Annotated in this window: 25 protein-coding genes and 1 tRNA gene; 20 read left to right on the top strand and 6 right to left on the bottom strand. The window is 47.6% G+C overall.

The features are described from left to right. Nucleotides 1–67 precede the first annotated feature (67 nt). Nucleotides 68–643, top strand: coding sequence for a TIGR00730 family Rossman fold protein (locus MHH76_RS18460; protein WP_023856348.1), 576 nt, complete (start codon nucleotides 68–70; stop codon nucleotides 641–643). Between the two features lie 74 nt (nucleotides 644–717). Here the strand turns inward: MHH76_RS18460 and clpP are convergent, their stop codons facing one another. Further along, nucleotides 718–1,314, bottom strand: a complete 597-nt coding sequence (gene clpP, locus MHH76_RS18455; protein WP_003185550.1) for an ATP-dependent Clp endopeptidase proteolytic subunit ClpP — start codon at nucleotides 1,312–1,314, stop codon at nucleotides 718–720. Nucleotides 1,315–1,597: 283 nt separating this feature from the next. Between clpP and MHH76_RS18450 the strand changes: the two genes are divergently transcribed. The 3 genes from MHH76_RS18450 (at nucleotide 1,598) to MHH76_RS18440 (ending at nucleotide 2,217) form a co-directional block, all read left to right on the top strand. Next, nucleotides 1,598–1,717, top strand: a complete 120-nt coding sequence (locus MHH76_RS18450; protein ID WP_075212739.1) for an NINE protein — start codon at nucleotides 1,598–1,600, stop codon at nucleotides 1,715–1,717. Nucleotides 1,718–1,861: 144 nt separating this feature from the next. Further along, nucleotides 1,862–1,937: transfer RNA gene (locus tag MHH76_RS18445), tRNA-Arg, on the top strand. Between the two features lie 127 nt (nucleotides 1,938–2,064). Beyond that, complete coding sequence (locus MHH76_RS18440; RefSeq protein ID WP_164468296.1) at nucleotides 2,065–2,217, top strand: hypothetical protein; 153 nt, start codon at nucleotides 2,065–2,067, stop codon at nucleotides 2,215–2,217. 64 nt (nucleotides 2,218–2,281) lie between these two features. Here the strand turns inward: MHH76_RS18440 and MHH76_RS18435 are convergent, their stop codons facing one another. The 3 genes from MHH76_RS18435 to MHH76_RS18425 form a co-directional block, all read right to left on the bottom strand. Next, entirely contained in the window at nucleotides 2,282–3,829 is a 1,548-nt protein-coding gene (locus MHH76_RS18435) for a glycoside hydrolase family 32 protein (protein ID WP_039073036.1), read from the bottom strand. A 79-nt stretch (nucleotides 3,830–3,908) separates the two neighbouring features. Further along, on the bottom strand, nucleotides 3,909–5,354 hold the full coding sequence (locus tag MHH76_RS18430) for a glycoside hydrolase family 68 protein (protein ID WP_023856345.1): 1,446 nt from the start codon (nucleotides 5,352–5,354) through the stop codon (nucleotides 3,909–3,911). Nucleotides 5,355–5,702: 348 nt separating this feature from the next. Continuing rightward, the gene (locus MHH76_RS18425) at nucleotides 5,703–6,797 is read right to left on the bottom strand and encodes an NADH-dependent flavin oxidoreductase (RefSeq protein ID WP_026580145.1); all 1,095 of its coding nucleotides are present in this window, start codon (nucleotides 6,795–6,797) and stop codon (nucleotides 5,703–5,705) included. 172 nt (nucleotides 6,798–6,969) lie between these two features. On the opposite strand from MHH76_RS18425, the gene MHH76_RS18420 reads away from it, so the two are divergent. The 8 genes from MHH76_RS18420 (at nucleotide 6,970) to MHH76_RS18385 (ending at nucleotide 15,942) form a co-directional block, all read left to right on the top strand. After that, nucleotides 6,970–7,293, top strand: coding sequence for a helix-turn-helix domain-containing protein (locus tag MHH76_RS18420; RefSeq protein ID WP_020453042.1), 324 nt, complete (start codon nucleotides 6,970–6,972; stop codon nucleotides 7,291–7,293). 99 nt (nucleotides 7,294–7,392) lie between these two features. Beyond that, nucleotides 7,393–9,111 carry a sigma-54-dependent transcriptional regulator gene (locus MHH76_RS18415; RefSeq protein WP_023856343.1) on the top strand — a complete coding sequence of 573 codons (1,719 nt, stop codon included), beginning with the start codon at nucleotides 7,393–7,395 and terminating at the stop codon, nucleotides 9,109–9,111. Between the two features lie 145 nt (nucleotides 9,112–9,256). After that, nucleotides 9,257–10,144 carry a 4-hydroxy-tetrahydrodipicolinate synthase gene (dapA, locus tag MHH76_RS18410; protein ID WP_020453040.1) on the top strand — a complete coding sequence of 296 codons (888 nt, stop codon included), beginning with the start codon at nucleotides 9,257–9,259 and terminating at the stop codon, nucleotides 10,142–10,144. 13 nt (nucleotides 10,145–10,157) lie between these two features. After that, nucleotides 10,158–11,324, top strand: a complete 1,167-nt coding sequence (locus MHH76_RS18405) for an iron-containing alcohol dehydrogenase (RefSeq protein WP_020453039.1) — start codon at nucleotides 10,158–10,160, stop codon at nucleotides 11,322–11,324. A 13-nt stretch (nucleotides 11,325–11,337) separates the two neighbouring features. Next, the gene (locus MHH76_RS18400; protein WP_020453038.1) at nucleotides 11,338–12,609 is read left to right on the top strand and encodes a four-carbon acid sugar kinase family protein; all 1,272 of its coding nucleotides are present in this window, start codon (nucleotides 11,338–11,340) and stop codon (nucleotides 12,607–12,609) included. Nucleotides 12,610–12,612: 3 nt separating this feature from the next. Further along, entirely contained in the window at nucleotides 12,613–13,611 is a 999-nt protein-coding gene (pdxA, locus tag MHH76_RS18395; RefSeq protein WP_020453037.1) for a 4-hydroxythreonine-4-phosphate dehydrogenase PdxA, read from the top strand. Between the two features lie 27 nt (nucleotides 13,612–13,638). Further along, on the top strand, nucleotides 13,639–14,589 hold the full coding sequence (locus tag MHH76_RS18390; RefSeq protein WP_020453036.1) for a phosphoglycerate dehydrogenase: 951 nt from the start codon (nucleotides 13,639–13,641) through the stop codon (nucleotides 14,587–14,589). Nucleotides 14,590–14,658: 69 nt separating this feature from the next. After that, complete coding sequence (locus tag MHH76_RS18385; protein ID WP_023856339.1) at nucleotides 14,659–15,942, top strand: MFS transporter; 1,284 nt, start codon at nucleotides 14,659–14,661, stop codon at nucleotides 15,940–15,942. 239 nt (nucleotides 15,943–16,181) lie between these two features. Here MHH76_RS18385 and MHH76_RS18380 read toward each other — a convergent pair whose 3' ends face one another. Continuing rightward, entirely contained in the window at nucleotides 16,182–16,706 is a 525-nt protein-coding gene (locus tag MHH76_RS18380; protein ID WP_023856337.1) for an NAD(P)H-dependent oxidoreductase, read from the bottom strand. 261 nt (nucleotides 16,707–16,967) lie between these two features. On the opposite strand from MHH76_RS18380, the gene MHH76_RS18375 reads away from it, so the two are divergent. Beyond that, nucleotides 16,968–17,117, top strand: a complete 150-nt coding sequence (locus MHH76_RS18375; RefSeq protein ID WP_023856336.1) for a hypothetical protein — start codon at nucleotides 16,968–16,970, stop codon at nucleotides 17,115–17,117. A gap of 1 nt (nucleotide 17,118) precedes the next feature. Here MHH76_RS18375 and MHH76_RS18370 read toward each other — a convergent pair whose 3' ends face one another. Continuing rightward, nucleotides 17,119–17,577 (bottom strand): helix-turn-helix domain-containing protein, encoded by a 459-nt coding sequence (locus tag MHH76_RS18370; RefSeq protein ID WP_023856335.1) that lies wholly within the window; start codon nucleotides 17,575–17,577, stop codon nucleotides 17,119–17,121. 236 nt (nucleotides 17,578–17,813) lie between these two features. Here MHH76_RS18370 and MHH76_RS18365 point away from each other — a divergent pair, with 236 nt between their 5' ends. The 7 genes from MHH76_RS18365 (at nucleotide 17,814) to MHH76_RS18335 (ending at nucleotide 25,584) form a co-directional block, all read left to right on the top strand. After that, entirely contained in the window at nucleotides 17,814–18,566 is a 753-nt protein-coding gene (locus MHH76_RS18365; RefSeq protein ID WP_020453032.1) for a Wzz/FepE/Etk N-terminal domain-containing protein, read from the top strand. Beyond that, nucleotides 18,556–19,248, top strand: a complete 693-nt coding sequence (locus tag MHH76_RS18360; protein WP_020453031.1) for a CpsD/CapB family tyrosine-protein kinase — start codon at nucleotides 18,556–18,558, stop codon at nucleotides 19,246–19,248. The genes MHH76_RS18365 and MHH76_RS18360 overlap by 11 nt, the downstream gene beginning before the upstream one ends. 259 nt (nucleotides 19,249–19,507) lie before the next feature. Next, nucleotides 19,508–21,325, top strand: a complete 1,818-nt coding sequence (locus tag MHH76_RS18355) for a nucleoside-diphosphate sugar epimerase/dehydratase (RefSeq protein ID WP_043054483.1) — start codon at nucleotides 19,508–19,510, stop codon at nucleotides 21,323–21,325. A 10-nt stretch (nucleotides 21,326–21,335) separates the two neighbouring features. Next, nucleotides 21,336–22,484: a glycosyltransferase family 4 protein gene (locus tag MHH76_RS18350; protein ID WP_025810732.1), complete on the top strand. Its 1,149-nt coding sequence runs from the start codon at nucleotides 21,336–21,338 to the stop codon at nucleotides 22,482–22,484. Beyond that, nucleotides 22,481–23,323 (top strand): glycosyltransferase family 2 protein, encoded by an 843-nt coding sequence (locus MHH76_RS18345; RefSeq protein WP_020453028.1) that lies wholly within the window; start codon nucleotides 22,481–22,483, stop codon nucleotides 23,321–23,323. The genes MHH76_RS18350 and MHH76_RS18345 overlap by 4 nt, the downstream gene beginning before the upstream one ends. Next, entirely contained in the window at nucleotides 23,316–24,476 is a 1,161-nt protein-coding gene (locus tag MHH76_RS18340; RefSeq protein ID WP_043054482.1) for a glycosyltransferase family 1 protein, read from the top strand. The genes MHH76_RS18345 and MHH76_RS18340 overlap by 8 nt, the downstream gene beginning before the upstream one ends. Before the next feature lie 4 nt (nucleotides 24,477–24,480). Beyond that, entirely contained in the window at nucleotides 24,481–25,584 is a 1,104-nt protein-coding gene (locus MHH76_RS18335) for an EpsG family protein (protein ID WP_020453026.1), read from the top strand. Nucleotides 25,585–25,622 lie beyond the last annotated feature (38 nt).

The following is a 25,622-nucleotide window of genomic DNA, read 5'->3' as shown; positions in this document are numbered from 1 at the left end:
CGGAACAAACAATATATAGTACAATGTTAATTGCTTTTATCAATATATGGAGTTGGAGTGAGCGAAAGTGAAAACGGTATGCGTATATTCAGGATCAAATATGGGGACGGACCCGGCGTACAAGAAGAAAGCTGCAGAGCTTGGTGTTTATATTGCCGAGAAGGGGCTTCGCCTTGTTTATGGAGGATCGAGAATGGGATTGATGGGCGTGATTGCGGATACCGTATTGAAAAACGGCGGGGAAGTTGTCGGCGTTATGCCGAAAGGACTTTTTACAGGGGAAATCGTTCATCAGCAGCTGACAGAGCTGATCGAAGTGAGCGGCATGCATGAGCGCAAAGCGAAAATGAGTGAATTAGCTGACGGCTTTATCGCGATGCCCGGAGGCTTCGGTACGTTTGAAGAGCTGTTTGAAGTGCTTTGCTGGGCCCAGATCGGCATTCATCAAAAGCCGATCGGACTTTACAATGTGAACGGCTATTTTGACCCACTTCTTAAAATGCTCGAATACAGCGTTCAAGAGGGCTTTTCGAATGAATCGCACCTTCAGCTGATTCATGCTTCGGCGAGCCCCGCGGAATTGATCGGGAACATGAATGATTATCGCTACCCTGTCCTCGAGAAAAAGTGGAAGGATTTATAGAAACTCTTACATAATGAGCGGAGGTACGGTAACATAAAAAAGCTGCCGATGACTTCGGCAGCTTTTTTTGCTGTTTACTTCTGTGCGTCGATATTGCGTGTGAGCACTTTATCAATCAGGCCGTATTCTTTTGCTTCTTCAGCCGTTTTGAAGTTGTCACGGTCTGTATCGCGCTCGATCACTTCAAGCGGTTGTCCAGTGCGCTCTGCAAGAATTTTGTTCAGTTTGTCACGCAATGAAAGAATGCGCTTCGCGGCAATTTCGATTTCTGTTGCCTGACCTTGCGCTCCGCCAAGCGGCTGGTGGATCATGACTTCACTGTTTGGAAGAGCGTAGCGCTTCCCTTTCTCGCCGGCTGCGAGAAGGAACGCACCCATAGATGCCGCCATTCCCGTACAAATCGTAGAGACTTGAGGTTTAATGAACTGCATGGTGTCATAAATCGCCATGCCGGCTGTGATAGAGCCGCCAGGGCTGTTAATATAGATGCTGATATCTTTTTCTGGATCTTCGGCTTCAAGGAATAGAAGCTGAGATACGATGGAGTTCGCAACATTGTCATCGATTGCTGATCCCAGCATAATGATACGGTCTTTCAACAAGCGTGAGTAAATGTCATACGCTCTTTCCCCGCGGTTCGTCTGTTCAATGACTGTAGGTATTAAATTCATAATGCTCCTCCTTCACCTTAAAAGGTAAGTATGTAGTTTAATCATACATTTTTGGTCAATAAAGGTCAAACAAAAAGCCGCCTTCATTAAAAAGACATACTGGGGTTTATTTTTCCCATTTTAAAGGACATTCAAACAAAAGATCAACTTTACAGAGGAAAGTATAGAAAAATGGGGTCTAAGTCCATTGATCTTCAATTTAATTTATAGGAAAAAAGGAAGCCGGTTATATATGTGAACGCAGACAAGAGCGCTCAGAGCTTCAAATAAGAAGAAACCAAAGCTGATCGGGTTTCTCGGCGTTGTTGCCGCTCATAGATTTTATCTCGACGAGAGAACAGGCTACGCTGTAGCCATGCTGCTTCTCAACTGGATTAGATTTGGTCTTTTATTGACGGTATGATCTGCCTTGTGAAAACAACGGACGAATTAAATAAAGAAATCGAGTATAATCTAAACCTGCATTGTTTCGAGCAAGAGATTGTGATTGACTTTTTAAAGGACAGACCTTATAATATAAATTGCTGACGTTAAAAAATTATATTGTGCGCTCGTAGCTCAGCTGGATAGAGCGGTGGTTTCCGGTACCACGTCTGCCGGGGGTTCGAATCCCTCCGAGCGCGTTTTCAAGACAAGGGTTTGGCATTAGCCGCCCTTGTTTTTTTTGTGCACTTTTAGTCGTATTTGACTCCCCGGAAGCATATATCAATTGGGGTTACTCGTGATGACTAGACGAAGGGGCGGGATTAAATGGACAAAAAACACAATTATTTTATACCGTCAGGACTGTTGATTGGATTAGGCATCGGGATAGTATTCGACCATCCGGCACCGGGGCTTTTGATCGGCCTCGGGGCGGGGATTTTGTTGTCTGCTGTTGTGCCGAAACGAAACGGAAAGTGAGCTGGAAGGCTCGCTTTTTTGCGCTTTTACAACAACGGGCGGCCGCTTGGCCGCCCGTTGTTGTTTAATCGTGGATTGAACGCATATGTTTGATCTTTAGATTTTCAAAGACGGCCGTTCCATTTTCGGTAAAGAGCGTGATACCCGTATCATTCAGGTCTGGAAATGCAAGGTTTGAGTGCGTCGTTTCGCCGTCATCAATAAACGCTTCGACAGTGTTTTGATCTACGATGATTGTGAAATGCACCCGCTTTTTTTCCGGATCAAACGGTGCTTTGCTTTCCAAATAGGTGCGGGTGCTGTCAGGCTGTCCCGTAAATCCTCTGTTCACAAAAGAATAACCGCCTTCAGCCGAAATTCCTACATCGATATGGCGTTTTCGATCCGCGGATTCTCTTAGCCTGAATCCCGCGTTTTTAAGATCGGCCCACGAGATATCCGCCTCAAGCTGATAGGTATTTGCCTTAATCTGAAGCGTTTTTGATCCGTTTACTTCGATGCGCTCAAACTCATCTGTCGATTCGGTTAATTCATCCAATTGATCGATTGGATGAGAGGCAAGGCTGTATTGATTTCCGCCTTTATGTTTAAGCTGAATTTGCCGGACGATCGAATCGGTTCCGTTAAAGCCGTCTTTCCATGTCGGCGTCCGGTTTGCATAATCCCAGTTATTCATCCACGCCAAAGCATAGCGTTTCTCGTACGAATCGTCTGTTTCGCCGTCCTCAAATGTCACGCCCGCATACCAGTCAAAGCCGTGATCAAGCCACTGAGGTTCCGCTTCGTCCGCGGTAAATTCGTTGCCGTTGAAGCTGCCTGTCCAGTATGCATAAGTATTCGGCTTGCCGGCACCTTTTCCATTTGCGCTTGCTCCGAGAACCCATTTATATGTTCCGTCATCCGCCCGCATTTTGAATAGATCCGGACATTCGATGATGCCGATATTTTCTGTTTGAAAACTACTTGTATAACGCCATTCCTTCAGATTTTGTGATTCGTAAAAGCCGATTTTCGTTCCTTCAGCCAGCGCCATCACCCATTTATCATCCTCTTCATCCCAGATCACTTTCGGGTCTCTGAAATCGACGGTGTCCGGATTAGGCAATACCGGCTCTTCACCGTAAGGTTTAAATGTTTTTCCACCATTTTGGCTGTACCATAAAAATTGTTCTTCCTTCCCGTCATTGGCCGAAGGCTGCGTCATTATCGCCACGATCGCCCCTTTGCCGAAGCCGGCTGTGTTTTGTGAGTCGACAACGACAGAACCGGACCAAGGATCGCCGTTTTTATTCGTATATTTCGGAATGGCAACCCCTTGATCCTGCCAGTGGACGAGATCATCTGACACCGCGTGGCGCCACTCTGTCCCATTGCCGTCCGGATAGTCCCGGTTATAGAGATAGTAGTAATGATATTTTCCATTGAAATAGACGGGCTTTTGAGGGTCGTTTTTCCACTTGTCAGGGGTTGTCAAATGGAAAGCCGCGCGATATTCCGGTGTTTCCGGGGATTCTCCCTTTTTTTCTGTTTCCCGGTCTGAAACCAATATCATGATGAAGATTCCAAGACAAACAGTTAAAATGCTAATCCGCTTATATACTGTCTTCTTCAAGAAAATTCCCCGCTTTATTCTAAGATGACACACGAAAGAAAATGCCGATGTTCACCGGCATTTTCTTTCGTTCGTTTTATTAGTTTACCGTTAATTGTCCCTGTTCAAGAATGCTGTTTTTGACAACGGATGTTTTTGATCCTTTGACTTTCAGCAAAAAGCTTGGTGCAAATGTGGCGTGATGCTCGTTTGAAATTCCTCTGTTTGTGATGTAGCTCGTGATGACGACTTTGTCGCCTTTTTTCTGCGGTACGGCAAAGTGTGAATAAGTAAATGTGATGTCATTGTAATCAAGGTCCATGTGCAAAACAAGTCCGGATTTGTTTAAAGGCTTGAATGGCCCGGTTAGTGAATCTGATACATAGCCGAGCATATAAATGTCTTTTGCACCAATGCCGTCAATTGTCATTTTTGATCCTCTTGAATCTGTGAACAGATACCATTTTCCGTTCATTTTGAAGAGGTTGGCCCGTTCGATTTCATCAGTCACCGTATTGGAGGCGATCAAAGGCTTCATGACTTTTTTCAGCGTATAATCTTTATTTAATTCGATGATTCCGAGTGCGCCGTTAGCCAATGAAGCGTTCTTTTTGTTCGCTCCTTGAAGCAGCTTGCTGCTTTCTCCTCTAAAGAACTGCTTGCTGCCTCCGTAGTAAGCTCTGTTGAATAGAGAGTCTTCTCCCTGATAGCCGGTTTTTGTTCCCGTATTGGCTTCAAATACGAGATATTTGCGGCCGTGATCTTCCACATAATGCGGGTCTCTCAGCGTATGGTTGTCGCCGGAGCTGTAGTTTCCTTCGTCAATGAATTGCTGAACGTTTTGGTACACTGAACCGTCGGCGCCGTCAAAGACCGATTTATGATCTTCTACACCATCAATTTTCAGTGTGTCCGAATCCGGCTGAGTGAAGTTGACCTGAGCCGTTGTCAGCGTCTGTTTGCCGTATTGCGTGCCGGAGAAAGCTGTGTAAAACAGTCGGACTTTTCCGTCTTTTGTCAGCGTGGCGGAACCTGACCACTCTTGTGTTTGATACTTAAGGTACGGATCGTCAGGAGTGAATTTGTCGCTGTCTTTAAACACTCTGCCGGCGTTTTTCCAGCTGTCGATGGAAGTTTCGCCTTTCTTTTGATAGAACAAGTAGATGGATGTGTCATCGACGTCTTTCGGGTCGCCCGCCAACGCGAAAACAAGATTGTAGCCGTGGTATGTAGCGACTGTTCCGTCGGCATTTTGCAGCGGCCAGCTGTCCCATACGTCTAAATCGATCAGTTCTCCATTTTTGTTATAACCTTTTGCTGAAGGGATGTTTTTGATGGTTTTCGGATCGAATTGAGGAACTTTAAATTGTTCGCTCTTTTGCTGTTCGGGAATTTTCAGCATGTCATGTCTTGTGATATGAGAAAATCCGTAACTCTTCTTGTAATCTTGCGTTTCTTTTGCAAAGGTTTGCGGCGCGCCTCCCGCAAGCAGAGCTGCTGCGACGGTTAAGGCTGACGCTTTTTTAGCGATGTTTTTGATGTTCATCAATATTTCCTCCCTTTTTCAATATGTAACAGATTGCTCCTGACAACATGAACGTTTCCAATCATCCCTCCTAACTGCGGCATTGTCCTGAAGAACAGAAAAAAGACCTAAAATGTGCAAGGTCATATAGGCAAAAGATAGACTTCGCCCTTCACACATTTTAGGTCTTGCCTGCTTAGACAGTAACAATCCCGACAATATTGAATTACCATCATTCTAATATACTCATCTCCGGGACTCAACTGGTCTAAGTTCCTCTTTTCTCATACATTTTTTTGCAAATGACATCAATTTTAAGCTAAAAGGCACCTTTTTTAATGAATCTATAGTCCGTATAAGGAGGAATCGTCAATCGTTGAAATCAATATACATCGGTATACTTTCCCAAAAGGCATCTGGAATTGCGAGCTTTCGTTGATCATGTCTTGACAGGGTTGTTTGAATATCGTCCTCTTTTCCGGCTTGAACTTTTTGAAGCCATTCCGGATCCATCAGAAGTCCCCGACCGATTCCGACGAGATCGGCACCTGTTTTCAGCGCTTGAACGGCATCTTCCGGTGTGTGTACTTTCCCGGCTCCGATCAGAGGAAGACGGTCCCCGACCGCTTCTTTGATCAGTTCCATCCGCGTGCGGGATTTGTCTGCACCACGGCGCGGCAAGGACCGGAAATCAATGAGAGAAACGTGCAGGTAATCCAATGCTTGTTCCCGCAGTACATTGACGAAAGGCAACGTTTCAGCCATTGTGATTCCGGGCGTTTCCGGCTCTTCGGGCGAAAATTTGTAGCCGATGATAAAAGATGGTTTATGGTAGCTATCCGCTACGCGTCTGATTTCTTCTATAATCTGAAGCGGAAATCTCATCCGTTTCTCTAAAGTGCCGCCCCAGCTGTCATTGCGCCGGTTGTAATAAGGAGAGAAGAACTGATGGATGAGAAACCCGTTTGCGCCGTGAATTTCGACTCCGTCAAACCCGGCCTCTATCGCTCTTCGCGCCGCCTGGCCGAAAGAATGGATAAGGTCTTGAATGTCTTGCTCAGACAGTGCCCTTGGCACCGGTGCATTCGGTTGATTCGGAGCGACGGCGCTGGCACTGACCGTCTGCTCTATACCTTTGGCTCCAGGATGAAAGAGCTGCAGGATTGCTTTTGCTCCATGTTTCTTTAAAGTGGCTGCAAGCCGGGTTAGTCCCGGGATTTGATCATCGTTCTCAGCTCCGGGAATGCCGGGAAATCCGGTTCCGGGCTGTACGGTTGTCGCAGATGTGATGACCATCCCGACATCTGTCGCCCGCGCGGCATAATAGACGAGTTCGTCGTCAGAAATGAATCCTCCCGGCATAGAGGATGAATGCCCCATTGGCGGCATGATGATTCTATTTTTCAATTGGATGCCGTTTTTAAAAGTAAAGGGTGTGAATAAAGAATCGTATTGTTTTTTCATGTTTTTCCTCCTTTTGATATAACCATAGCAACCACCGTGAGGCTCCACAAGAACGCAATTTTTTTATATATGCTTTATAAAAATAAACCGTAAGATCGTTCTCTTGAATGCTCTGGTGTCCATATGGTAGGATCAAGTCAAAATTGGCGAATGAGGCAATGGAGGAATTGCTATGAATTCAGCTGTCGATCATAAAGAATGCTCTTCTTTAATACAGGGTGTATTGAAAATTTTCTCCGGTAAATGGTCATTTTTGGTTCTCGCCGAGCTCATTCAGGGCAAGCGGCGATTCAACGAGCTCAGAAGGAACTTGGGAAACGTCAACACTAAAGGATTAACTGACACATTAAGACATCTTGAAGAAAGCGGTATGATTTCCCGGAAGGTGTTCCCGACGGTTCCTGTTACTGTAGAATATGAATTAACAGAAAAAGGTAAAGAGTTCCACGGCATTTTTAAAGAGATGGCCGCGTGGGGGGAAAAATGGCTTCCGTAATGGAGCCTTTTTATTTTGCCTTCGTTTTGCGGTTCCAAATATTTCTGCCTTTTGGTATAGTGATAATGTGTTTAAATTTGCAACAAAAGGTGATCGAATATGAAAGTGATGGCAATTGCTCCATATGAAGGATTAAAAGAGCTGATGATTCAAGTGGCAGGCGGCGAGGATTTTGAATTCGAGGCGGCTTCCGGAGATTTAGAGAAGGGCGTGGAGCTGGCGAAACAAGCGGAAGCAAACGGGACTGATTTGATTATCAGCAGAGGTGGAACCGCTGAGCTGATCCAGCAAGAAGTTTCCATTCCGGTTGTGGATATCGAAGTGTCGGGATACGATATGCTGCGTGTGCTTACGCTTGCCAAGGGCTATCCCGGCAAAGCGGCAATTGTCGGATTTCCGATGATTGCCGACGGCGCGTCAGCAGTGTGCGAAATTTTGGATATCCGGATCGACGCCTGCACCGTATCAGACGAACGCGATGTTGAACCGGTGCTTCTTCAGCTCAAAGAACAGGGCTATCAGATCATTATCGGCGATGTGATCACAATTGAGAAAGCAGAGCAGCTCGGTTTAAACGGACTGCTTTTGACATCCGGAAAAGAAAGCATTGCCAAAGCTTTTGCAAACGCTAAAAAACTGTATTCCTTTTTAGAGAGCATCAAGCAGAAGTACGCTGTGCCGTATCACATTTTACAAAAGGCCGAGACCGGTTATGCAGTATACAACAAGACATTGCGGCCGGTTTTTCAAAACGGCGTATTTGCCGAACAAATCGGCTTGCTGGATCATCTGGAAGAGCTGATCGGGGAAGCGGAAAAGAAGGGAGTCATCCATTTTAGATTCCGAAAGCATGGGCGGACATGGAATATCACGGGACGCAGGTTTTTCGCATCAGACGAGGCATTGACCGTATTTACCGCGGAAAATGCAAAAGATGTTCACGTTTCTTCTTTGCCTGGAGCAGCGACTCTTTCTCCTTTACGGATGAGTTATATGGAAACATCGAGGAACGAAACGATGCAGCAGGTGCTGAAAAAAGCGGAGTTGTTCGCGGCAAGGCGGGAACCCATATGGATCAACGGAGCGCCCGGCTCAGGGAAAGAGAGCTTGGCCGGGCTGATCCATATGAAGGGGGAGGACAAGCATGAGCCGTTTCGAAAAATCGATGCCGGTTTGCTGTCTGAAGCAGAATGGGAACAGGCGTGTGAAAGCGAAGAATTCTTTTCAGGGAGAGGAACGCTATACATCAAACAAGTCGATCGCATGCCGCCGTCCTCGCAACGGCTTTTACTCAGGCGGATCAGCGAACCGTATGACGGGCCGAGGCTGATCGTTTCTTCTTCCCGCAGGCGCGCCGGGGAATTTTTAAGCGATTTATATGATGCGCTTTGTCATTTGGAGCTGGACGTTCCCCCTCTTTCCGAAAGAAAAGAGGATATTTTGCATCTGGCTTATCTGTTTATTGCGGAAAGCAATGAGGCATTCGGCAAACAAATCGTCGGCTTTCGAAGCGAAGCTGGTGTTCTGCTTGAAGAAGCGAAATGGCCGGGCAACCTCAGCCAATTGAGAAAAACAGTCCAAAACTGTGTCCTTGAAGCGCAGGGCGTTTATATCGAGAAGGCTGACGCCGAACGGGTCCTGAGCCGCTTGAACGAGGAAGAAAGAGAAGACATCGATTTATCCGGAACGCTCGAAGAGATCGAAAAAAGGATCATTCAAAAAATCTATGCCGAAGAAGGGAACAATCAAACAAGAACAGCGGAAAGGCTCGGCATCAACAGAACGACGCTTTGGAGAAAATTGAAATCGTCACATTGATAAGACACCGGCTAAACCGGTGTTTTATTTTTTTGTTTTAATATGCAACAGTAAATAAAAATAATTTAGATAAATACCGTTGATTATTGAAACATTTATGTATATAATCATTTTTGAAAACGCTTTACAGGAAGGGGAGGCAATCATGGGATTCGTACCAAAGGGGATTTATCCTGCTATGCTGACACCGCTCACAGAAGATCAAAGCATTGATGAATCGGCGTTGAAACAGCTGACAAACCATTTGATCGATGCTCATGTACACGGGCTTTTTGCGTTGGGTACCAACGGGGAATTTCATATGTTCAACACCGGAGACAAGCTGAAAGTTGCAGAAATCATCATTCAAGAGACGGCAGGACGCGTTCCCGTCATGGTAGGGAGCGGAGGAAACAGCACAGAAGAAGCGATCTGGCTTTCTAAGAAAATGGAGAGGCTTGGCGCAGATGCGCTGTCGGTCATCACGCCATTCTTTATTCCACCGACACAGGAAGAAGCGGCGGTGCATTATAAAACAATTGCGGCATCCGTTTCACTTCCGATCCTTTTGTACAATATCCCTTCAAAAACAGGTTTCCATTTAGAACCAGAAACAGTGGCAGAGCTTGCGAAAGTGGATAATATCGTTGGAATTAAGGACAGCAGCGGAAACTTTGAAAACATACAGCAGTATATCGAGCTGACGAAAAATGAGGACTTTTCCGTTTTTGCAGGCACCGATTCGCTCATATTGAAAACGCTTCAAGCGGGAGGAGCGGGAGCAGTCGCAGCAACAGCAAATATGCTCCCTGATATCGTAACGTCGATTTACCACCATTGGTCAGAGGGTGAGACTGAAAAGGCGGAGGCTGCCCAGATGGAGCTTCAGCCGCTTCGCGATACATTTCGTTTAGGTACGATCCCGGCGGCACTGAAAAAAGCGGTTGGGCTTTATTCAATCCCTGTAGGCCCGCCGAAAGCGCCCATCCAAGAGCTGGCCGGTTCGGCGCTCTTGGAGGTCGAAAAAATGGTCGCTTACTATCAATCAAAATAGGGAGGTTTCAAGAATGCCAGCGAATTATCAATTTCGGACAGCCGATCATATCGTTGCGGGCGAACATTCCATCCGCAGGCTCAAAGATCATGTACGAACGATTGTACCGAAGGCGGACAGGGCGCTGATTATTACCCAGCCGTCGATTGTCAAACTTGGCGCGATCGGAGAAGTACAGGCTCAGCTTACAGAGATTGGCATTCAGTCAGATGTTTGCACAGCCATATTGCCCGAACCGACCGCACAAAATATTGAAGACGTATTTAGAGGAATCCGTGATAAACGATACGACATTCTCATCGGAATCGGCGGAGGCAGCGTGCTGGACGGAACGAAAATATTGTCCGTGCTGCAAACGAATTCAAAAAAGGTCGAGGAGCTGCTCGGGACAGATTTGGTCGAAAAGCCGGGAATCCCGACCGTGCTGATTCCGAGTACCTCGGGGACAGGCGCAGAGGTGACGCCGAACGCGATCGTTACGCTTCCCGAAGAGGAATTGAAAGTCGGCATCGTCAGTCCGCTTCTTTTGCCTAAACTTGTCATTCTTGACCCGATCATCACCCTTGGATTGCCAAAATCAATTACGGCGGCTACCGGAATGGATGCATTCACCCATTCGCTTGAATCGTTCATTTCGACGAAAGCAAACCCGATCAGCGATATGTTCGCTTTAGAATCCATCAGATTGATTTCGGCAAGTATTGTGGAAGCGTATGAAAACGGTTCATCGATACAAGCGAGAGAAAACATGCTGCTCGGTTCGACGTATGGCGGAATGGCGCTGACGGCTGCCGGTACTGCTGCCGTTCATGCCCTCGCCTATCCGCTTGGGGGGAAATACCGAATTCCCCACGGTGTCGCCAATTCGATGCTCCTTCCGCATGTGATGGAGTTTAATATGGATGCTATTACAAAACGGCTGTCTCTTGCGGCAGAAACGATGGGAATCGCTGCATCTGATTTGACCGCCGAACAAGCGGCTGAGGCTGTTGTGCAGAAAATAAGAGAGTGGACGAAGCGGCTGAATATTCCTCAGGATTTAAAAGCGTTCGGCGTAACCGCAAGCGACGTGGACGATTTAGCCGACTCAGCTTCAAAAGTGACGCGCCTGCTTCATAACAATCCGAAACCGCTCAGTCTGGAAAATATAAAAGACATCTATCGAAAACTAATCAACTAAAGGATGAAGACATTTGAAAATTGCAATCATCGCGGATGATTTGACGGGAGCGAACGACTGCGGCGGTCAGCTTGTTCATTACGGGATGGATGTTTCCGTCAAACTCGACGCCGAATTCACCAGACGGGAAACGGAAGGCGTCGTTATTTTCAATACGGACAGCAGATCGCTGTCAGCCGCAGAGGCGAAGGCGACTGTGAAAAACATCAGTGAACACATCTCCCGGCAATCGTTTGATATCGTCTACAAAAAAATCGACAGCACAATGAGGGGAAATATCGGAGCCGAGCTTCAAGCGATGCACGAAGTGTTTCAGCCGGATTTTGTACTGATCGCTCCCGGCTACCCTCAAAACGGACGTCAGGTTATCGGCGGCGTCCATTATGTGAACGGCGTAAAGCTTGAAGAAACCGAAGCGGCAAACGATCCGAAAACGCCTGTAGCCGAGTCGAATATTCAAAGATTAATAGAAAAGCAGACTCGAAATAAGAGCGGGCATTTATCATATGAAGACATCCGCCGCGGACACGGGCATGTTCGCAACAAGCTGGAACGCTTTCGGGCGGAAGGGATTTCATATGTGACGGCCGATTCGGTTCACGAATCCGATCTGCAGGATCTGGCGCTTATTTTGGAGAGTTTGCCGTATTCTATCATTTTAGCCGGTTCGGCAGGCTTGATGAGCTGCCTGCCCAAAGCGTTCAATCTGAAAGAAAGGGAGCTCGGTCAAACCGTTCCGTTTTCCGACCAGCCGATCATGTTTGTCGTCGGAAGCATGAGTCGGAAGGGGAGGGAACAGCTTCACGAACTATTCGCCGGACGTGCGGCTGAAAAAATTGAAATGAGATCAGAGCGCGTGCTGTGCGGCGGAGCTGAGAAAAGAAACGAGTTCGAACGGCTGAAGGAGAGGGCGGCGGACGTCCGCCGCCGTTCGAAACACATCGTCCTCTGCACCTCGGACAATGCGGCAGAGACACAGAAGATTGGTGAAAGCCGCGGACTCACCCCGGTTCAAACGAGCAATGCGGTGTCCGGTGCACTAGGCGAATTGGCGGGCGAGCTGATTCAAGCCTTTCATGTGAGACGTCTGTTTTTAACCGGAGGTGACACGGCATACCAAGTGCTGCATCAGCTTCGGATTCATGAGATACGATTGCTGGACGAAGTAGAGCCCGGCATTCCGCTGGGAGCAGCCGGTGAAGAATTGTACATTGTGACAAAGGCCGGAAATTTTGGCTCGCGTTCGGTGATGGCAAGTGCGGCAAACAAGCTACAAGGAGGATAAACAATGAAGAAACCGGTTATCGGCATTACAATGGGCGACGCGGCAGGCGTCGGTCCGGAAATTATCGTAAAAGCCCTCAAGTCCCGTGAAGTGTATGACATGTGCAGGCCGCTCGTCATCGGCGATATGAAAATGCTGAAAAAAGCCGCTTTCCAAATCGGATCAAAGGTTGTCATTAACAAGGTCGGGCATCCGGACGAGGGCGGTTTTGTACATGGAAAGATCGATTGCCTCGATATCGATCTGCTCCCTGAAAACCTGCCTGTCGGAAAGGTATCGGCTGAAGCTGGAAACGCCGCTTTCCATTTCGTGAAAAAAGCGGTTGAGCTCGCTAAAAAAGGCTGCATTCAAGCGATTTGCACAGCGCCTTTAAATAAGGAGGCGCTGCATAAAGGCGGACACCGATACCCGGGGCATACGGAAATTCTCGCTCATTTAACGAATACGACAGACTACAGCATGATGCTGGCTTCGCCAAAGCTGAAGGTGATTCACCTGACAACGCATCAAGGGCTGATCGAGGCGATTCAGTCGATTACGCCGGAGCGGACCTATAAAGTCATCCGTCTCGCACATGATACATTGACAAGAGCCGGATTCGAACAGCCGAAAATTGCTGTTTGCGGAATCAACCCCCATGCAGGGGAAAACGGCCTGTTTGGAAGCGGCGAGGAAGAACGGCAATTGCTTCCGGGGATTGAGCAGGCGGCAGCTGAGGGAATTGATGCCGGCGGCCCATACCCCGCAGACACGCTGTTTTACAAAGCTGTCAGAGGAGATGTTGACCTGGTCGTAGCCTGCTACCACGACCAGGGGCATATACCGGTCAAAGTCCTCGGGTTGGAAGAGGGCGTCAACATTACGGTCGGATTAAACGGCGGGATCATACGCACCTCTGTCGACCACGGAACCGCATTTGACATTGCGGGGCAGAACAAAGCCGATGAAAGAAGCATGCTCGCTGCTTTGCGGTCAGCCGCTGAGCTGGCGCCCAAATCGTAGAAAAATGAAAGAAGGTTGGTGCATCTTATGAAAGTCGTATGTACATCACCGTCATTTGCGAAATACTCAGACAATCCCGTCTTGTTTTTGAAGAAAAAAGGCATATCGCTGGAACGCCTTCCTGCAGATATAACCGAGGAGCAGTTCATAGAAGCAGCAGGCGGAGCGGATGCCGCGATCGTGGCGTTTAACCAGATTACGCCGTATGTCCTGGATCGTCTCCCTTCTTTAAAAATTGTCTGCAAACATGGCGTCGGTATCGACAATATTGATCTGCACGCTGCGAAAGAGCGCAATGTCTGGGTGACGAATGCTCCCAACGCCAACAAGCATGCAGTCGCCGATTTTGTATTCGGCCTCATGCTATCGGCTGCAAGACAGATTCCTGCAGCCGACAGGGAGACAAAGCTGGGAAAATGGCCGAGGATTTTTGGATCTGACGTTTACGGCAAAACACTCGGCATCGTCGGACTTGGCATGATCGGAAAAGAAGTCGCCAAACGGGCGCAAGGCTTCAATATGACTGTTTTAGCCTATGATGTGTTTCCCGATCGTGCATTCGCAGCCGATCATCACATCCAATTTACGGAGCTTGATCACCTCTTGAAAGAAAGCGACTTTATCACCCTTCATATGCCGCTCACAGCCGAAACGGAAAACATGATCGGTGAAAAAGAATTAGCCGCTATGAAAGAAACATCTTATCTGATCAATGCTTCAAGGGGAGGCATCGTGTCTGAGTGTGCGTTATATGATGCCTTGGCGAACGGGAGCATCGCAGGGGCTGCGCTTGACGTGTATCAAACCGAACCGCTGAAGCAGCATCCTCTCTTTGAGCTGGACCGTTTTATCGCCATGCCGCATATCGCGGGGTACACCCGAGATGCCGTACAGAACCTTGGGATGATATGCGTCAAAAACATCGCTAGTGTACTGATCGACAAACAAAAACCGGAGTTTGTCGTCAACGGGTTGTGAATGTGTTTTCATTCATGCCCTGCATCATGATTTGAAAGCGTTTTCTACAAATGGGATGAGGTGGATAACATGTTGAATCACCCGATTCAAAAAAAGTCAAATGTACGCTGGGTTGTCGCGTTTATGATGTGGGCTGCGATTGCCATCAATTATATTGACCGGACAGTGCTCTCGGCTGCCGCTCCTTATATTACCGAGGAATTCAACTTGACAGCCGGCCAAATGGGAATCATCATGTCCGGTTTCTTCTGGTCGTACGCTTTGCTGCAGCTGCCTTCAGGCTGGGCGGCCGACAAGTATGGCCAGAAAAAAACGCTCGGTTTTGCGGTCGTCTGGTGGTCTGTTGCTACGGCGCTGACGGGTCTTGCGACAGGCTTCAAATCCCTGCTCGGGCTGCGGGTCGCACTGGGAGTCGGAGAGGCTGCTGCATATCCGAGCAATGCGGGGATCGCCGCCAAATGGTTTCCGAAAAAAGAAAGGGCGACAGTAGCCGGAATTTTTGACAGCGGGTCAAAGTTTGGCGGAGCTGTTGCCATGCCTTTGATTGCCTGGATGATAGCGGTCTTTGACTGGAAACTGACGTTTCTTTTGATCGGACTTGTCGGTGTCGTGTGGGGAATTGTCTGGATGATTTTCTTTAAGGAGAATCCCGCAGATCATAAGCGCGTCAATGAGGCGGAACTGGCTCATATTCGGGAAGGGCAGGCTCACATGGAAGAAACGGGCGGCGGCCAGCCGCTGAAGTGGTATCAGCTATTCAAATATCGAAACATATGGGCGATGTGCATCGGATTTTTCATGATCAATTATAATTCTTACTTCTTTATCACATGGCTGCCGACATACCTTGTCAAAGAAAGGGGCATGGATTTAATCGAGATGGGGATTATGGCGTCTCTGCCGCTTTTGACTGCAATGGTCGTTGAAGTCGGAGCCGGGTGGATGTCCGACCGGATATATGCAAAGGGAAAACTGTCGCTGACAGCCGTCCGGAAACTGTTTTTAATTATCGGGCTTGCCATGGCTTCGTGCATCGGTTTTGCCGCTTTTGCAGATTCTGCTATCCTGGCTGTCATCCTTCTTTGTGTAGCGAAATCGGGAACGACTGTCGCCGCGTCCCAAGTCTGGGCGCTTCCGGGGGATGTGGCTCCGAAAAATATGACGTCGATGGTTGCCGGTATTCAAAATACAGTCTCTAATATGGGCGGAGTGGTCGGGCCCATCATTACCGGCTTCATCGTTGGCGCAACGGGTTCTTTCGTGCCGGCGCTCCTTTTTTCAGCTGCCTTGATCGTCATTGCCATTTTAAATTATTTATTCCTATTGGGAAAAGTGAAACAGATTCAAGTATAAGGAACAAGCCCGGCTCATAAGCCGGGCTTTCAGCGTGTCGACAAACCCTCGCATTCGTTGTCAGGCCTGCGCGTCGGTGCTCACGAATTCCAACATTCGCTCCGCTCCGATGCTCGGTCTTCCTAGACTGCAAGGGTTTTCAATCACGCTGAAAGGATGACAAAATCCCAAAACAAAAAGTCGTTTTGGGATTTTGTCAACAATCTGCAAGCCCGGCTCATAAGCCGGGCTTTTCTCATTTAAAATGACTTCAGCACATGCTCCCTGTATTGTGTCGCACCTTCAGCAAGCTCGCTTTTTCCGGCCGTGCCCGCTTGATAGAAGACGTACGGCGGAAGGTATGTAGTACCGATGAAGTTGCTTGTCGCCTGAAAAGGGCGTAACAGTTCGCTGATCGTATAGTGATTTGACCCGCCGGCCTGATAGGCTTCTTCGGGAGCGCCCGCCGATACAGCGACCATGAATTCTTTGCCGTGAAGCGCTGTGCCGTTTGTTCCGTATGCCCAGCCGTAGAGAAAAACGTGGTCCAGCCATTTTTTTAAAAGTGGCGGCGAGCTGTACCAATAAAGCGGAAACTGGAAGACGATCCGATCGTGTTCTTCACAAAGTTTTTGTTCTTTTTCCACATCAATGGCCTCGTCAGGATATTCCTGATAAAGGTCGCGGAATGTAATGCCGGGTGCATCTTTCAATGTGTCTGCAAATGCTCTGTTTACAACTGACTGCTCCATATTCGGATGAAATGCGAGTACCAATACTTTCATGATTCCATCTCCTTCTTCCATTTTATTCATCTTAACGAACAGCCAGCTTGGATTCAACAAAAACGCTTCATCCCTATTCAAGGAATCGGGCCGTGACAAAGGTCTTGATATAAGCCGCAAGACACAGAATTTGCATGCCTTGGAGGAAGATGCGAAAGGTCAAAATCCGAGTTTCTTCATTTATATATAAACATAAGTAAAAAGTCTCTTAAAGACTGCCATGAAAAAATAAGGCAAACAGGTGAAAACGGAGCTATAGACATGGATATTCATGATCGGGCGATATCTATTAATGCGATTATTCCGAATTTTAGGCAAGTTGAAATGGAAATGTGGATTTATATCCGGATGAATGGTTCAAGTCAAAAGCTCCCGTTATCTTCTAAAAAATTAAATATGAATGCAGGATGAATTAATGGTTTTTTGTTCTCATCAAAAACGCTTCTACTTCTTTGACGGTTAATCCCATTTCTTTGGCCTCCAACATAAGGGCTCTCCATTCGTCGATATTGGCTTGTGTCAGCTCCCTGTTTCGATAAAGCGTCCGTTCTTTCTTTTTCTGTTTGAGACGGTGTGTGAATTGAAACAGTTCTTCCTGGTTCATCCCCGCCTGCACGGCCTGTACAAGGTGGGTTCTCCACTCGTCTTCATGCTCGGTCCGGCGATAAAGGATCACTTCGGTATCAAACAATTCCTTTAATTCCACTTTCAGCGCACGGGAGATTTTTTTTAGGAATTCGACTGACGGATTTCTGTGAACGCCGCGTTCGATTTTGCTTAAATATGATTTTGATACGCCTGCTATATCAGCAAGCTGGTTAATGGAGTAGCCTTTTCTTTTTCTGTACATTCGGATGACTCTTCCGATCATACTGATTCCTCCTCTTCCCCTTGCCATTCATATAAAAACGCTTTCCTGTTCATTATAAGAAATAATTTGTTCTTTATAAAATTCAAAAATTTAAGATATCGACAGAAAATAAAAGAAAACGAACGGATTTGTTCTCTAAAAAGAACTATATAGCTAAATTCAGCATTTTTCAATTCAAATTTTTTCTTTTATAATCCAATCATTAACAAACGGCATTCCTGAGGAGGCAGTCAAGCATGAAAGAAAATATTGATTTTAGAGAACTGATTGCAATCTTGCGAAAAAGAACGGTTCTTATTCTCGTTTTGACAATAGGTGTAACATTGACGACCGGAATCATTCAGTTCTATGTGCTGACACCTGTCTATCAGGCATCGACGCAGATTTTGGTGCATCAAGTAGGAGAGAAAAAAGGGAGCGCCACGTACAGCGATATTCAAATCAACCTGCAATACACGCGGACATTCCAAGCGCTTCTGAAGAACCCGGTGATTTTGGAGCAAGTCAAGAGAGAGCTTGATTTACCTTACTCTGCCGGCCGGTTGGGTGAAAAAATCGCAACGAGCAGTGAAAGCGAATCAGAGATTATTAACATTACAGTTCAAGACGAAAATCAGAAACGGGCAGCCGATATAGCGAACACGCTAACAGCGGTGCTCAAAAAAGAGATTAAGCAAATCATGAACACCGATCGGATAACCGTCCTTTCAAAAGCCGACATCATCGATTCGCCGACTCCTGTCAGACCGAATTACAAAATGAATATTTTGCTGGCATTCGGCGCCGCAATAATGACCGGAATCGCTTTGGCGTTCTTTTTGGATTTTATCGATGATACGGTTGCAAGGCCGTCTCAAGTCGAAAAGGAAGCGGGATTTATTTATTTGGGAAGTATTGAGCAAATGAAGCATACAAAAAGTCTGTTTCGCGGAGACCCCGATATGAATATCCGTGTGAAAGCAGGAAGGAGTGAGCCGCTTGGCTATTAGAAAAAAACGCTCTCGCAAATATCAATCGGCGCTTGTCGCATTGCATCAGCCTAATGCGCCGATCGTCGAACAATATCGGACGATCAGGACGAACATTGAGTTCTCATCCTTTGAGAAGCCGTTTAAATCATTGCTCATCACATCGGGCCTCCCGGGAGAGGGCAAATCATTCTCGGCTTCAAACTTGGCGGTCGTATTTTCGCAACAGGAAAAAAAGGTCCTTCTGATCGACGCGGATTTAAGAAAGCCGACGATTCACAAAATTTTTGAGCTCGATAATCATTCTGGCGTCACAAATGTATTGATGAAAAAAACGACGCTGGAAAATGTCGTGCAGCAAAGCCCGGCGGAAAATCTCCATGTGCTGACAAGCGGTCCGATTCCTCCGAATCCGTCCGAGTTGTTGTCGTCGCAGGCGATGGAGGATCTGCTTGCTGAAGCGTACAACCAGTACGATTTAGTCATCCTTGATTCACCGCCGCTATTGCCGGTCGCAGACGCGCAAATATTGGCGAACCAAGTGGATGGAAGCATCCTTGTCATCCTCAGCGGAAAAACAAAGCTTGATAACGCGATCAAGTCGCGGGACGCGCTGAATTCTTCAAAAAGCGAACTGCTCGGCGCCGTGTTGAACGGGCGGAAAGTGAAGAAGGCGCGTCAGTATAATTACGCAACCATGTAATCTTTTGAAGCGGCTGCGCCGCTTTAGGTGATGTCTCCTTGCCTTTACCGATGGAGGCACTCGGCTCTACCGTGGGCAGACTACCCGTCTGCCTTAGACGCAAGTCGTCGATGGCGGAGCGTGAGGACGGGTTAAATGCCCATTTTTATTTAATTGACGTGCTCGGTTTAAATTTGAAAATCGCCCGTATCTTTTTAGCTCATGGGATTTTGCCCTAAAAGATCCTATCAGCTAGAAAGATACATTAGGAGGTAGGAAATTGACATATCGGAGAAGGCTTTCCATTATTACCGCACTCGATTCGTACTTGGTTTTGCTGTCCATCTTTATCGGATATCAGCTGATTTCGCCATCATATGATTTATACCCTTCGGAAATGCTGCTGATGACTTCACTGATACTGCTTGGCGCTCAGCATTTATTCGCCCCTTGCTTCCACCTTTACAAAAAAGTGTGGGAGTACGCAAGCATCGGTGAATTATATGTGCTGCTTAAATCGATTACCTTGTCCCATCTTGTGACGGCGGTCCTCGAACTGTTTTTCTTTCAAAACGTTCCGGTTCGCCTTTTATGTTTAAGCTGGCTGTTCCAGCTGATCTTGATCGGCGGGTCGCGGATGATGTGGCGCATCATCAGGGAACAGGTGAACAAAGAAAGCAAAGGATCTTTAAAAGCGCTGATTATCGGAGCCGGCTCTGCCGGCAGTTTGATCGCAAAACAGCTTGTGCAAAAGCCGGAATTGAACATTAAGCCTGTCGCATTTATCGATGATGACAAAACGAAATACCGGCTTGAAATCATGGGTTTGCCCGTTTTAGGCGGAAAAGAGCAGATCATGCAGGCGGTCCGGCAGTGGAATATTGACCGGATCATCATCGCCATTCCATCTTTAAGCGTCACTCAGATGCAGGACATGTACAAGGCGTGTGCGCAAACGGGGATCAAAACGCAAATCATGCCGAAAATAGACGAAATTTTGCTCGGCAGACATCCTGTCGGCCAGCTTCGCGATGTCAAAGCGGAAGATTTGCTCGGAAGGGAGCCTGTCCAGCTTGATACAAGCGAAATCTCCAATACGGTCAAGGACCGCGTCGTTCTTGTGACGGGAGCCGGAGGTTCAATCGGCTCGGAAATCTGCCGTCAAATCAGCAAATTTAAACCGAAATCGATTGTTTTAGTCGGGCACGGAGAAAACAGCATTCATTCGATTCTGCTGGAACTGCAGGAGAAGTTCGGAAAGCATGTCGCCTATTATCCGGAAATCGCCGACATACAGGACAGAGAGAAAATGTTTTTGCTGATGGAACGCTACAAACCGAATGTCATTTATCATGCAGCTGCACACAAGCATGTGCCGCTGATGGAAAAATGCCCGAAAGAAGCTGTCAAAAACAATATTCTCGGTACGAAAAACGTCGCTGAAGCCGCCGACGAAACCGGAGTGGAAACTTTTGTCCTGATCTCGTCAGACAAAGCGGTCAACCCTGCCAATATCATGGGGGCGACGAAGCGGTTCGCAGAAATGCTGATCATGAATCTCGGCAAAACGAGCAAAACCAAATTTGTCGCCGTCCGCTTCGGAAATGTTCTCGGCAGCAGGGGAAGCGTCATTCCGATTTTCAAAAAACAAATCGCTAGAGGCGGTCCGGTCACTGTCACACACCAGGACATGACGAGGTACTTTATGACGATTCCGGAAGCTTCAAGGCTGGTTATTCAGGCGGGGGCGCTTGCCAAAGGAAGACAGATTTTCGTGCTCGATATGGGCGAACCGGTCAAAATCGTCGATCTCGCTAAAAATCTCATCCAGCTCTCCGGCTATACGACAGACCAGATCAAAATTGAATTTACAGGCATCCGCCCGGGAGAAAAAATGTACGAAGAGCTGCTGAATCAAAATGAAGTGCTGGCAGAGCAGGTTTTTCCGAAGATTCATATCGGCAAGGCGGTCGACGTCGAGCTAACGGTGCTGAAGACATTCATGGAGGAATTTATGTATTTGTCAGACCGCGAGCTGAGAGAACGCTTGTTCCAAGCGATCGGCCAGCATGAGAAAAAGCTGGTGACAGCGCACTAGGGGGAAGAACATGACAAGAACGGTTTTGTTTTGCGCTACTGTGGATTACCATTTCAAGGCCTTCCACCTCCCATATTTAAAATGGTTTAAAGAGCAGGGGTGGAACGTTCATATCGCCGCAAAAGGAGATATGGCACTGCCTTATACAGACAAAAAATTTGATATCGACATCAGGCGTTCTCCTCTGAATGCAAGCAATATCGCAGCCTATCGGGAGCTGGCGCGCATCATTGACGAAAACCGGTACAGCATCATTCATTGCCATACGCCGATGGGAGGCGTGCTGGCAAGGCTTGCGGCCCGGAAACAGAGAAAAGAGGGAACGAAAGTGATCTATACCGCTCACGGTTTTCACTTTTGCCAAGGTGCACCTTTAAAGAATTGGCTGCTATACTATCCGATTGAAAAAGGGCTGTCCGCTTTGACCGATTGCCTAATCACGATCAATGAAGAAGATTTCGTCCTTGCAAAAGGCTTGCGCAAGGCGCTGCGAACAGAAAAAATTCATGGCATCGGCGTCGATACCGAGCGCTTTCATCCTGTCAGCGAAACAGAGAAAATGCTGCTCAGGAAAACATACGGTTTCAAAGAAGACGACTTTATTCTCATATATCCCGCGGAACTGAACGCGAATAAAAACCAGGCGCTGCTCATCGAAACGGCGGCTGCTTTAAAAGATAGAGCCCCAAACTTAAAGCTCGTGTTTGCAGGAAAAGGGCAGATGGAAGAAAAATACCGAAGTCTCGCTGAACAAAAAGGCGTTTCTTCGACCGTCACGTTTGCAGGTTTTCAAAAAAACATCCACGAATGGATTCAGCTTGCCGATGTGTCTGTCGCTTCAAGCATCAGGGAAGGGCTCGGCATGAACCTCCTGGAAGGAATGGCGGCAGGAAAGCCCGCCGTTGCAGCGGACAACCGCGGACACCGGGAAGTTATTCAAGAGGGCGTGAACGGATTTTTGATTCCGCAGGGAGACGCCGGAACGTTCAGCGACCGAATTTTGCAGCTGTACCGTCTGCCTTCTTTGCGAAAAAAGATGGGGGACGCGGGGAGACGAACGGCCGCCGCTTTTTCCCAGCAGCGCACCGTCAAAGAAATGGCGGGCATTTACTCTTCCTTTATGGATCATGAAACAGTTGAAAGGAGGCTGAAAGGATGACAGGGGGTCAAAAGCCGAAAGTTTCTGTCATTATGGGAGTCTACAATTGTGAGGACACGATCGCAGAGAGCATCGAGTCGATTTTAAATCAAACCTATAAAAATTGGGAACTGATTATATGCGACGATGCATCAACAGATGGGACATATGCTGTTGCCAGGCGGTATGCCGATCATTACGCAGATAAGATCAAGCTGATTAAAAACGAGAAGAATCAGCGGCTGGCTGCTTCGCTAAACCACTGTCTCCGGTACGCCGGCGGGAAATATATCGCGCGCCAGGACGGAGATGACATCTCTTTGCCAAGGCGTTTTGAAAAACAGGTCGCATTTCTTGAATCACAATCTCATTATCATGTCGTCGGCAGCGGAATGATGGCCTTCGACGAAAACGGGATCAGAGGCGTCAGAATGCTTCCTCCCTCTCCCGGGCCGAGAATCATGGCGAAAGGAACGCCGTTTTGCCATGCGACGATCATGATGAGAGCGGAAGTGTACGAGGCGCTGGACGGCTATCGGGTCGGCCGGAGAACAAGAAGGATGGAAGATATCGATTTGTGGCTCCGTTTTTTTGAAGCGGGCTACACGGGCTATAACCTTCAGGAAGCTTTATACAAAGTAAGGGAAGACGAATCGGCGTTTAAAAGGAGAAAGTTCAGCTACTCGATTGACAATGCGTTTATCGTCTTTGCCGCCTGCAGACGGCTGAAGCTGCCGCTCTCAGACTACATTTATATGATGAAACCCATCATCAGGGGGCTCATGCCTCCTTTTATCATGAACAAATACCATAAAAGAAGATTGATGAATGAAGGCGGAGGGGTCGTAAAACATGAATGACGGAAGCGTGAGACCAGAACGGGTGCTTCACATCGTAAGCGGAATGAACCGCGGCGGAGCGGAGACGATGATTATGAATATATACCGCCATACAGACAGGCGGCATATTCAATTTGATTTTATTTCCCACCGGGAAGAAACGTGCGATTATGATCCGGAGATCATCACGCGCGGCGGCCGGGTGTTTTATGTACCAAGCATCGGGCGGTCGGGGCCTCTCGCCTACATCAAAAACATCAGAAGGATTTTGGTTGAGAAAGGGCCGTATGCCGCCGTGCACGCCCATACGGATTTTCAGACGGGGTTTGCCGCATTGGCGGCCAAGCTCGCCGGCGTTCCGGTGAGGGTCTGTCATTCCCACAACACGGCCTGGAAGCCTAACCCCCGGTTTTGGGATACATGGCAGCTCCTCGCATTCCGCCGTTTGATTTTCTCCAGTGCTACGGCTCTGTGTGCTTGCGGCAAAGATGCCGGGCGTTTTTTATTCGGCGGAAAAAAGATGGGCGAAAACGCGGTCCATCTTTTGCAAAACGGGATTGAACTTGACCGCTTCAAAGAAGCGAACGGCGTTTCAAAGACGGATGCAAAAAAGAGCTTCGGCATCAAGGAAGACGCATTGGTTATCGGACATGTCGGCCGTTTTTTTGAACAGAAAAACCACGCGTTTCTGCTCGGGCTTGCCGCTCATTTCAAGAAATCGGGCACGCCTTTTCAAGCGGTGTTCGCAGGTGATGGTCCGCTGCGCAGACAGATGGAAGAAAAAGCCGCCGCTCTCGGTGTAAAAGACGACATTCTGTTTCTCGGCGTCGTCGAAGATATCCCGGCTCTCATGCAGACGTTTGATGTATTTGCCATGCCGTCTTTGTTTGAAGGGCTCCCTCTCGTACTCGTCGAAGCGCAGGCATCAGGGCTTCCTTGTATTGTATCAGACCATATTACAGAGGAAACCGATTTGGGACTCGGCCTGCTGACCAGTCTCAGCTTAAATGCCGGCTTTGAACGGTGGGCTGAGGATATCAGCCGTGCCGCTCAGGCGAAAAAGCCTGCATGGCCGGAGATTGAGAGAAGCCTGGCAGAGAGAGGCTATGATGCAAAAGCAAATTTGGCGAGACTGATGGACATCTATTCAATCTCCGCGGCAGAAGGACAGTGAGTGTATGTCTGTTTACATGTTGAATATGGGGATTGTTTTCATCTGGTCATGGTTTGCGAAAATGTACGGCAGGGAAGATCACAGGCTGCCGACGGGCTACCGTCCGAATGCGATCCTCACCGTCGTTCCGCTCGCGTCTTTGATTATCGTTGCCGGCTTAAGATACAAGGTCGGAACGGATTACCACACCTATATGCTGCTTTACGAATTAGCCGGAAAATACAACAACATTTGGGAGATCTTCGGTTTCGGAACAGATAAGTCGTCGACAGATCCCGGATTTACCGCACTCTTATGGATATTAAACCAGATTTCAGCCGATCCGGCGCTCATGTTTGCCGTCGTTGCCGCGATTACCTATATCTATATCGTCAAGACGCTATATGTGTATGGAAGGCCGTTTGAGTTGAGCATGTTTCTCTTTATCGGCATGTTTCACTATTACGCTTCGTTTAACGGTATTCGCCAATACATGGCGGCGGCCATTCTGTTTTGGGCGGTCCGGTATCTGATCGATGGGAAGCTGGTGCGCTATATGATCGTCGTGCTGATCTGTTCGCTTTTTCATTCTTCGGCTTTGATCATGATTCCTGTCTATTTCATCGTCAGAAGAAAAGCGTGGTCGCCTGTCCTCTGGTGCCTCATGCTCTTATTTTTGGCGGGAACTTTTCTGTATCAAAAATTTTTGTCCGTATTCCTTGTCGTGCTTGAAAACAGTCAATACGGACATTACGAAGAATGGCTGATGAAAAATACGAACGGCATGAACGCCATTAAAATCATCGTTCTTCTTCTCCCGCTCGTACTTGCATTCTGCTTCAGGGAGCAGCTCAGAAAACGCTGGCCCGAAGTCGATTATATCGTCAACCTTTGTCTGATCGGTTTCCTGTTCGGAATTTTGGCGACAAAGGATGTCATTTTTGCGAGGTTCAACATTTATTTCGGGCTCTATCAGCTGATTCTCGTTCCTTATTTTGTACGGATTTTCGAACCGAAATCGAACGCGCTTCTGTATGTTTTGATTTTGATCTGTTACTTCTTATACAGCTTTATGCTCATGCCGTTCGACTCGTCGGTATTGCCTTACAGAACGATTTTTGAACGTTGAATAGCGGAATATCTTGTGAAAATTTCGACAAAGGAGTC

This window comes from Bacillus sp. FSL L8-0193, assembly GCF_037976065.1.
GTDB lineage: Bacteria > Bacillota > Bacilli > Bacillales > Bacillaceae > Bacillus > Bacillus paralicheniformis.
This window is presented reverse-complemented; position numbering and strand designations above follow the sequence as displayed.

Bases quoted from the DNA above. Each gene is read 5' to 3' on its own strand.
- MHH76_RS18340 (WP_043054482.1), top strand. From the start codon at position 23,316: ATGAATGACGGAAGCGTGAGACCAGAACGGGTGCTTCACATCGTAAGC.
- MHH76_RS18420 (WP_020453042.1), top strand. From the start codon at position 6,970: ATGAATTCAGCTGTCGATCATAAAGAATGCTCTTCTTTAATACAGGGT.
- MHH76_RS18390 (WP_020453036.1), top strand. From the start codon at position 13,639: ATGAAAGTCGTATGTACATCACCGTCATTTGCGAAATACTCAGACAAT.
- pdxA (WP_020453037.1), top strand. From the start codon at position 12,613: ATGAAGAAACCGGTTATCGGCATTACAATGGGCGACGCGGCAGGCGTC.
- MHH76_RS18415 (WP_023856343.1), top strand. From the start codon at position 7,393: ATGAAAGTGATGGCAATTGCTCCATATGAAGGATTAAAAGAGCTGATG.
- MHH76_RS18345 (WP_020453028.1), top strand. From the start codon at position 22,481: ATGACAGGGGGTCAAAAGCCGAAAGTTTCTGTCATTATGGGAGTCTAC.
- MHH76_RS18375 (WP_023856336.1), top strand. From the start codon at position 16,968: ATGGATATTCATGATCGGGCGATATCTATTAATGCGATTATTCCGAAT.
- MHH76_RS18380 (WP_023856337.1), bottom strand. From the start codon at position 16,706: ATGAAAGTATTGGTACTCGCATTTCATCCGAATATGGAGCAGTCAGTT.
- MHH76_RS18365 (WP_020453032.1), top strand. From the start codon at position 17,814: ATGAAAGAAAATATTGATTTTAGAGAACTGATTGCAATCTTGCGAAAA.
- MHH76_RS18335 (WP_020453026.1), top strand. From the start codon at position 24,481: ATGTCTGTTTACATGTTGAATATGGGGATTGTTTTCATCTGGTCATGG.
- dapA (WP_020453040.1), top strand. From the start codon at position 9,257: ATGGGATTCGTACCAAAGGGGATTTATCCTGCTATGCTGACACCGCTC.
- MHH76_RS18430 (WP_023856345.1), bottom strand. From the start codon at position 5,354: ATGAACATCAAAAACATCGCTAAAAAAGCGTCAGCCTTAACCGTCGCA.
- MHH76_RS18405 (WP_020453039.1), top strand. From the start codon at position 10,158: ATGCCAGCGAATTATCAATTTCGGACAGCCGATCATATCGTTGCGGGC.
- MHH76_RS18440 (WP_164468296.1), top strand. From the start codon at position 2,065: ATGGACAAAAAACACAATTATTTTATACCGTCAGGACTGTTGATTGGA.
- MHH76_RS18385 (WP_023856339.1), top strand. From the start codon at position 14,659: ATGTTGAATCACCCGATTCAAAAAAAGTCAAATGTACGCTGGGTTGTC.
- MHH76_RS18350 (WP_025810732.1), top strand. From the start codon at position 21,336: ATGACAAGAACGGTTTTGTTTTGCGCTACTGTGGATTACCATTTCAAG.
- MHH76_RS18425 (WP_026580145.1), bottom strand. From the start codon at position 6,797: ATGAAAAAACAATACGATTCTTTATTCACACCCTTTACTTTTAAAAAC.
- MHH76_RS18370 (WP_023856335.1), bottom strand. From the start codon at position 17,577: ATGATCGGAAGAGTCATCCGAATGTACAGAAAAAGAAAAGGCTACTCC.
- clpP (WP_003185550.1), bottom strand. From the start codon at position 1,314: ATGAATTTAATACCTACAGTCATTGAACAGACGAACCGCGGGGAAAGA.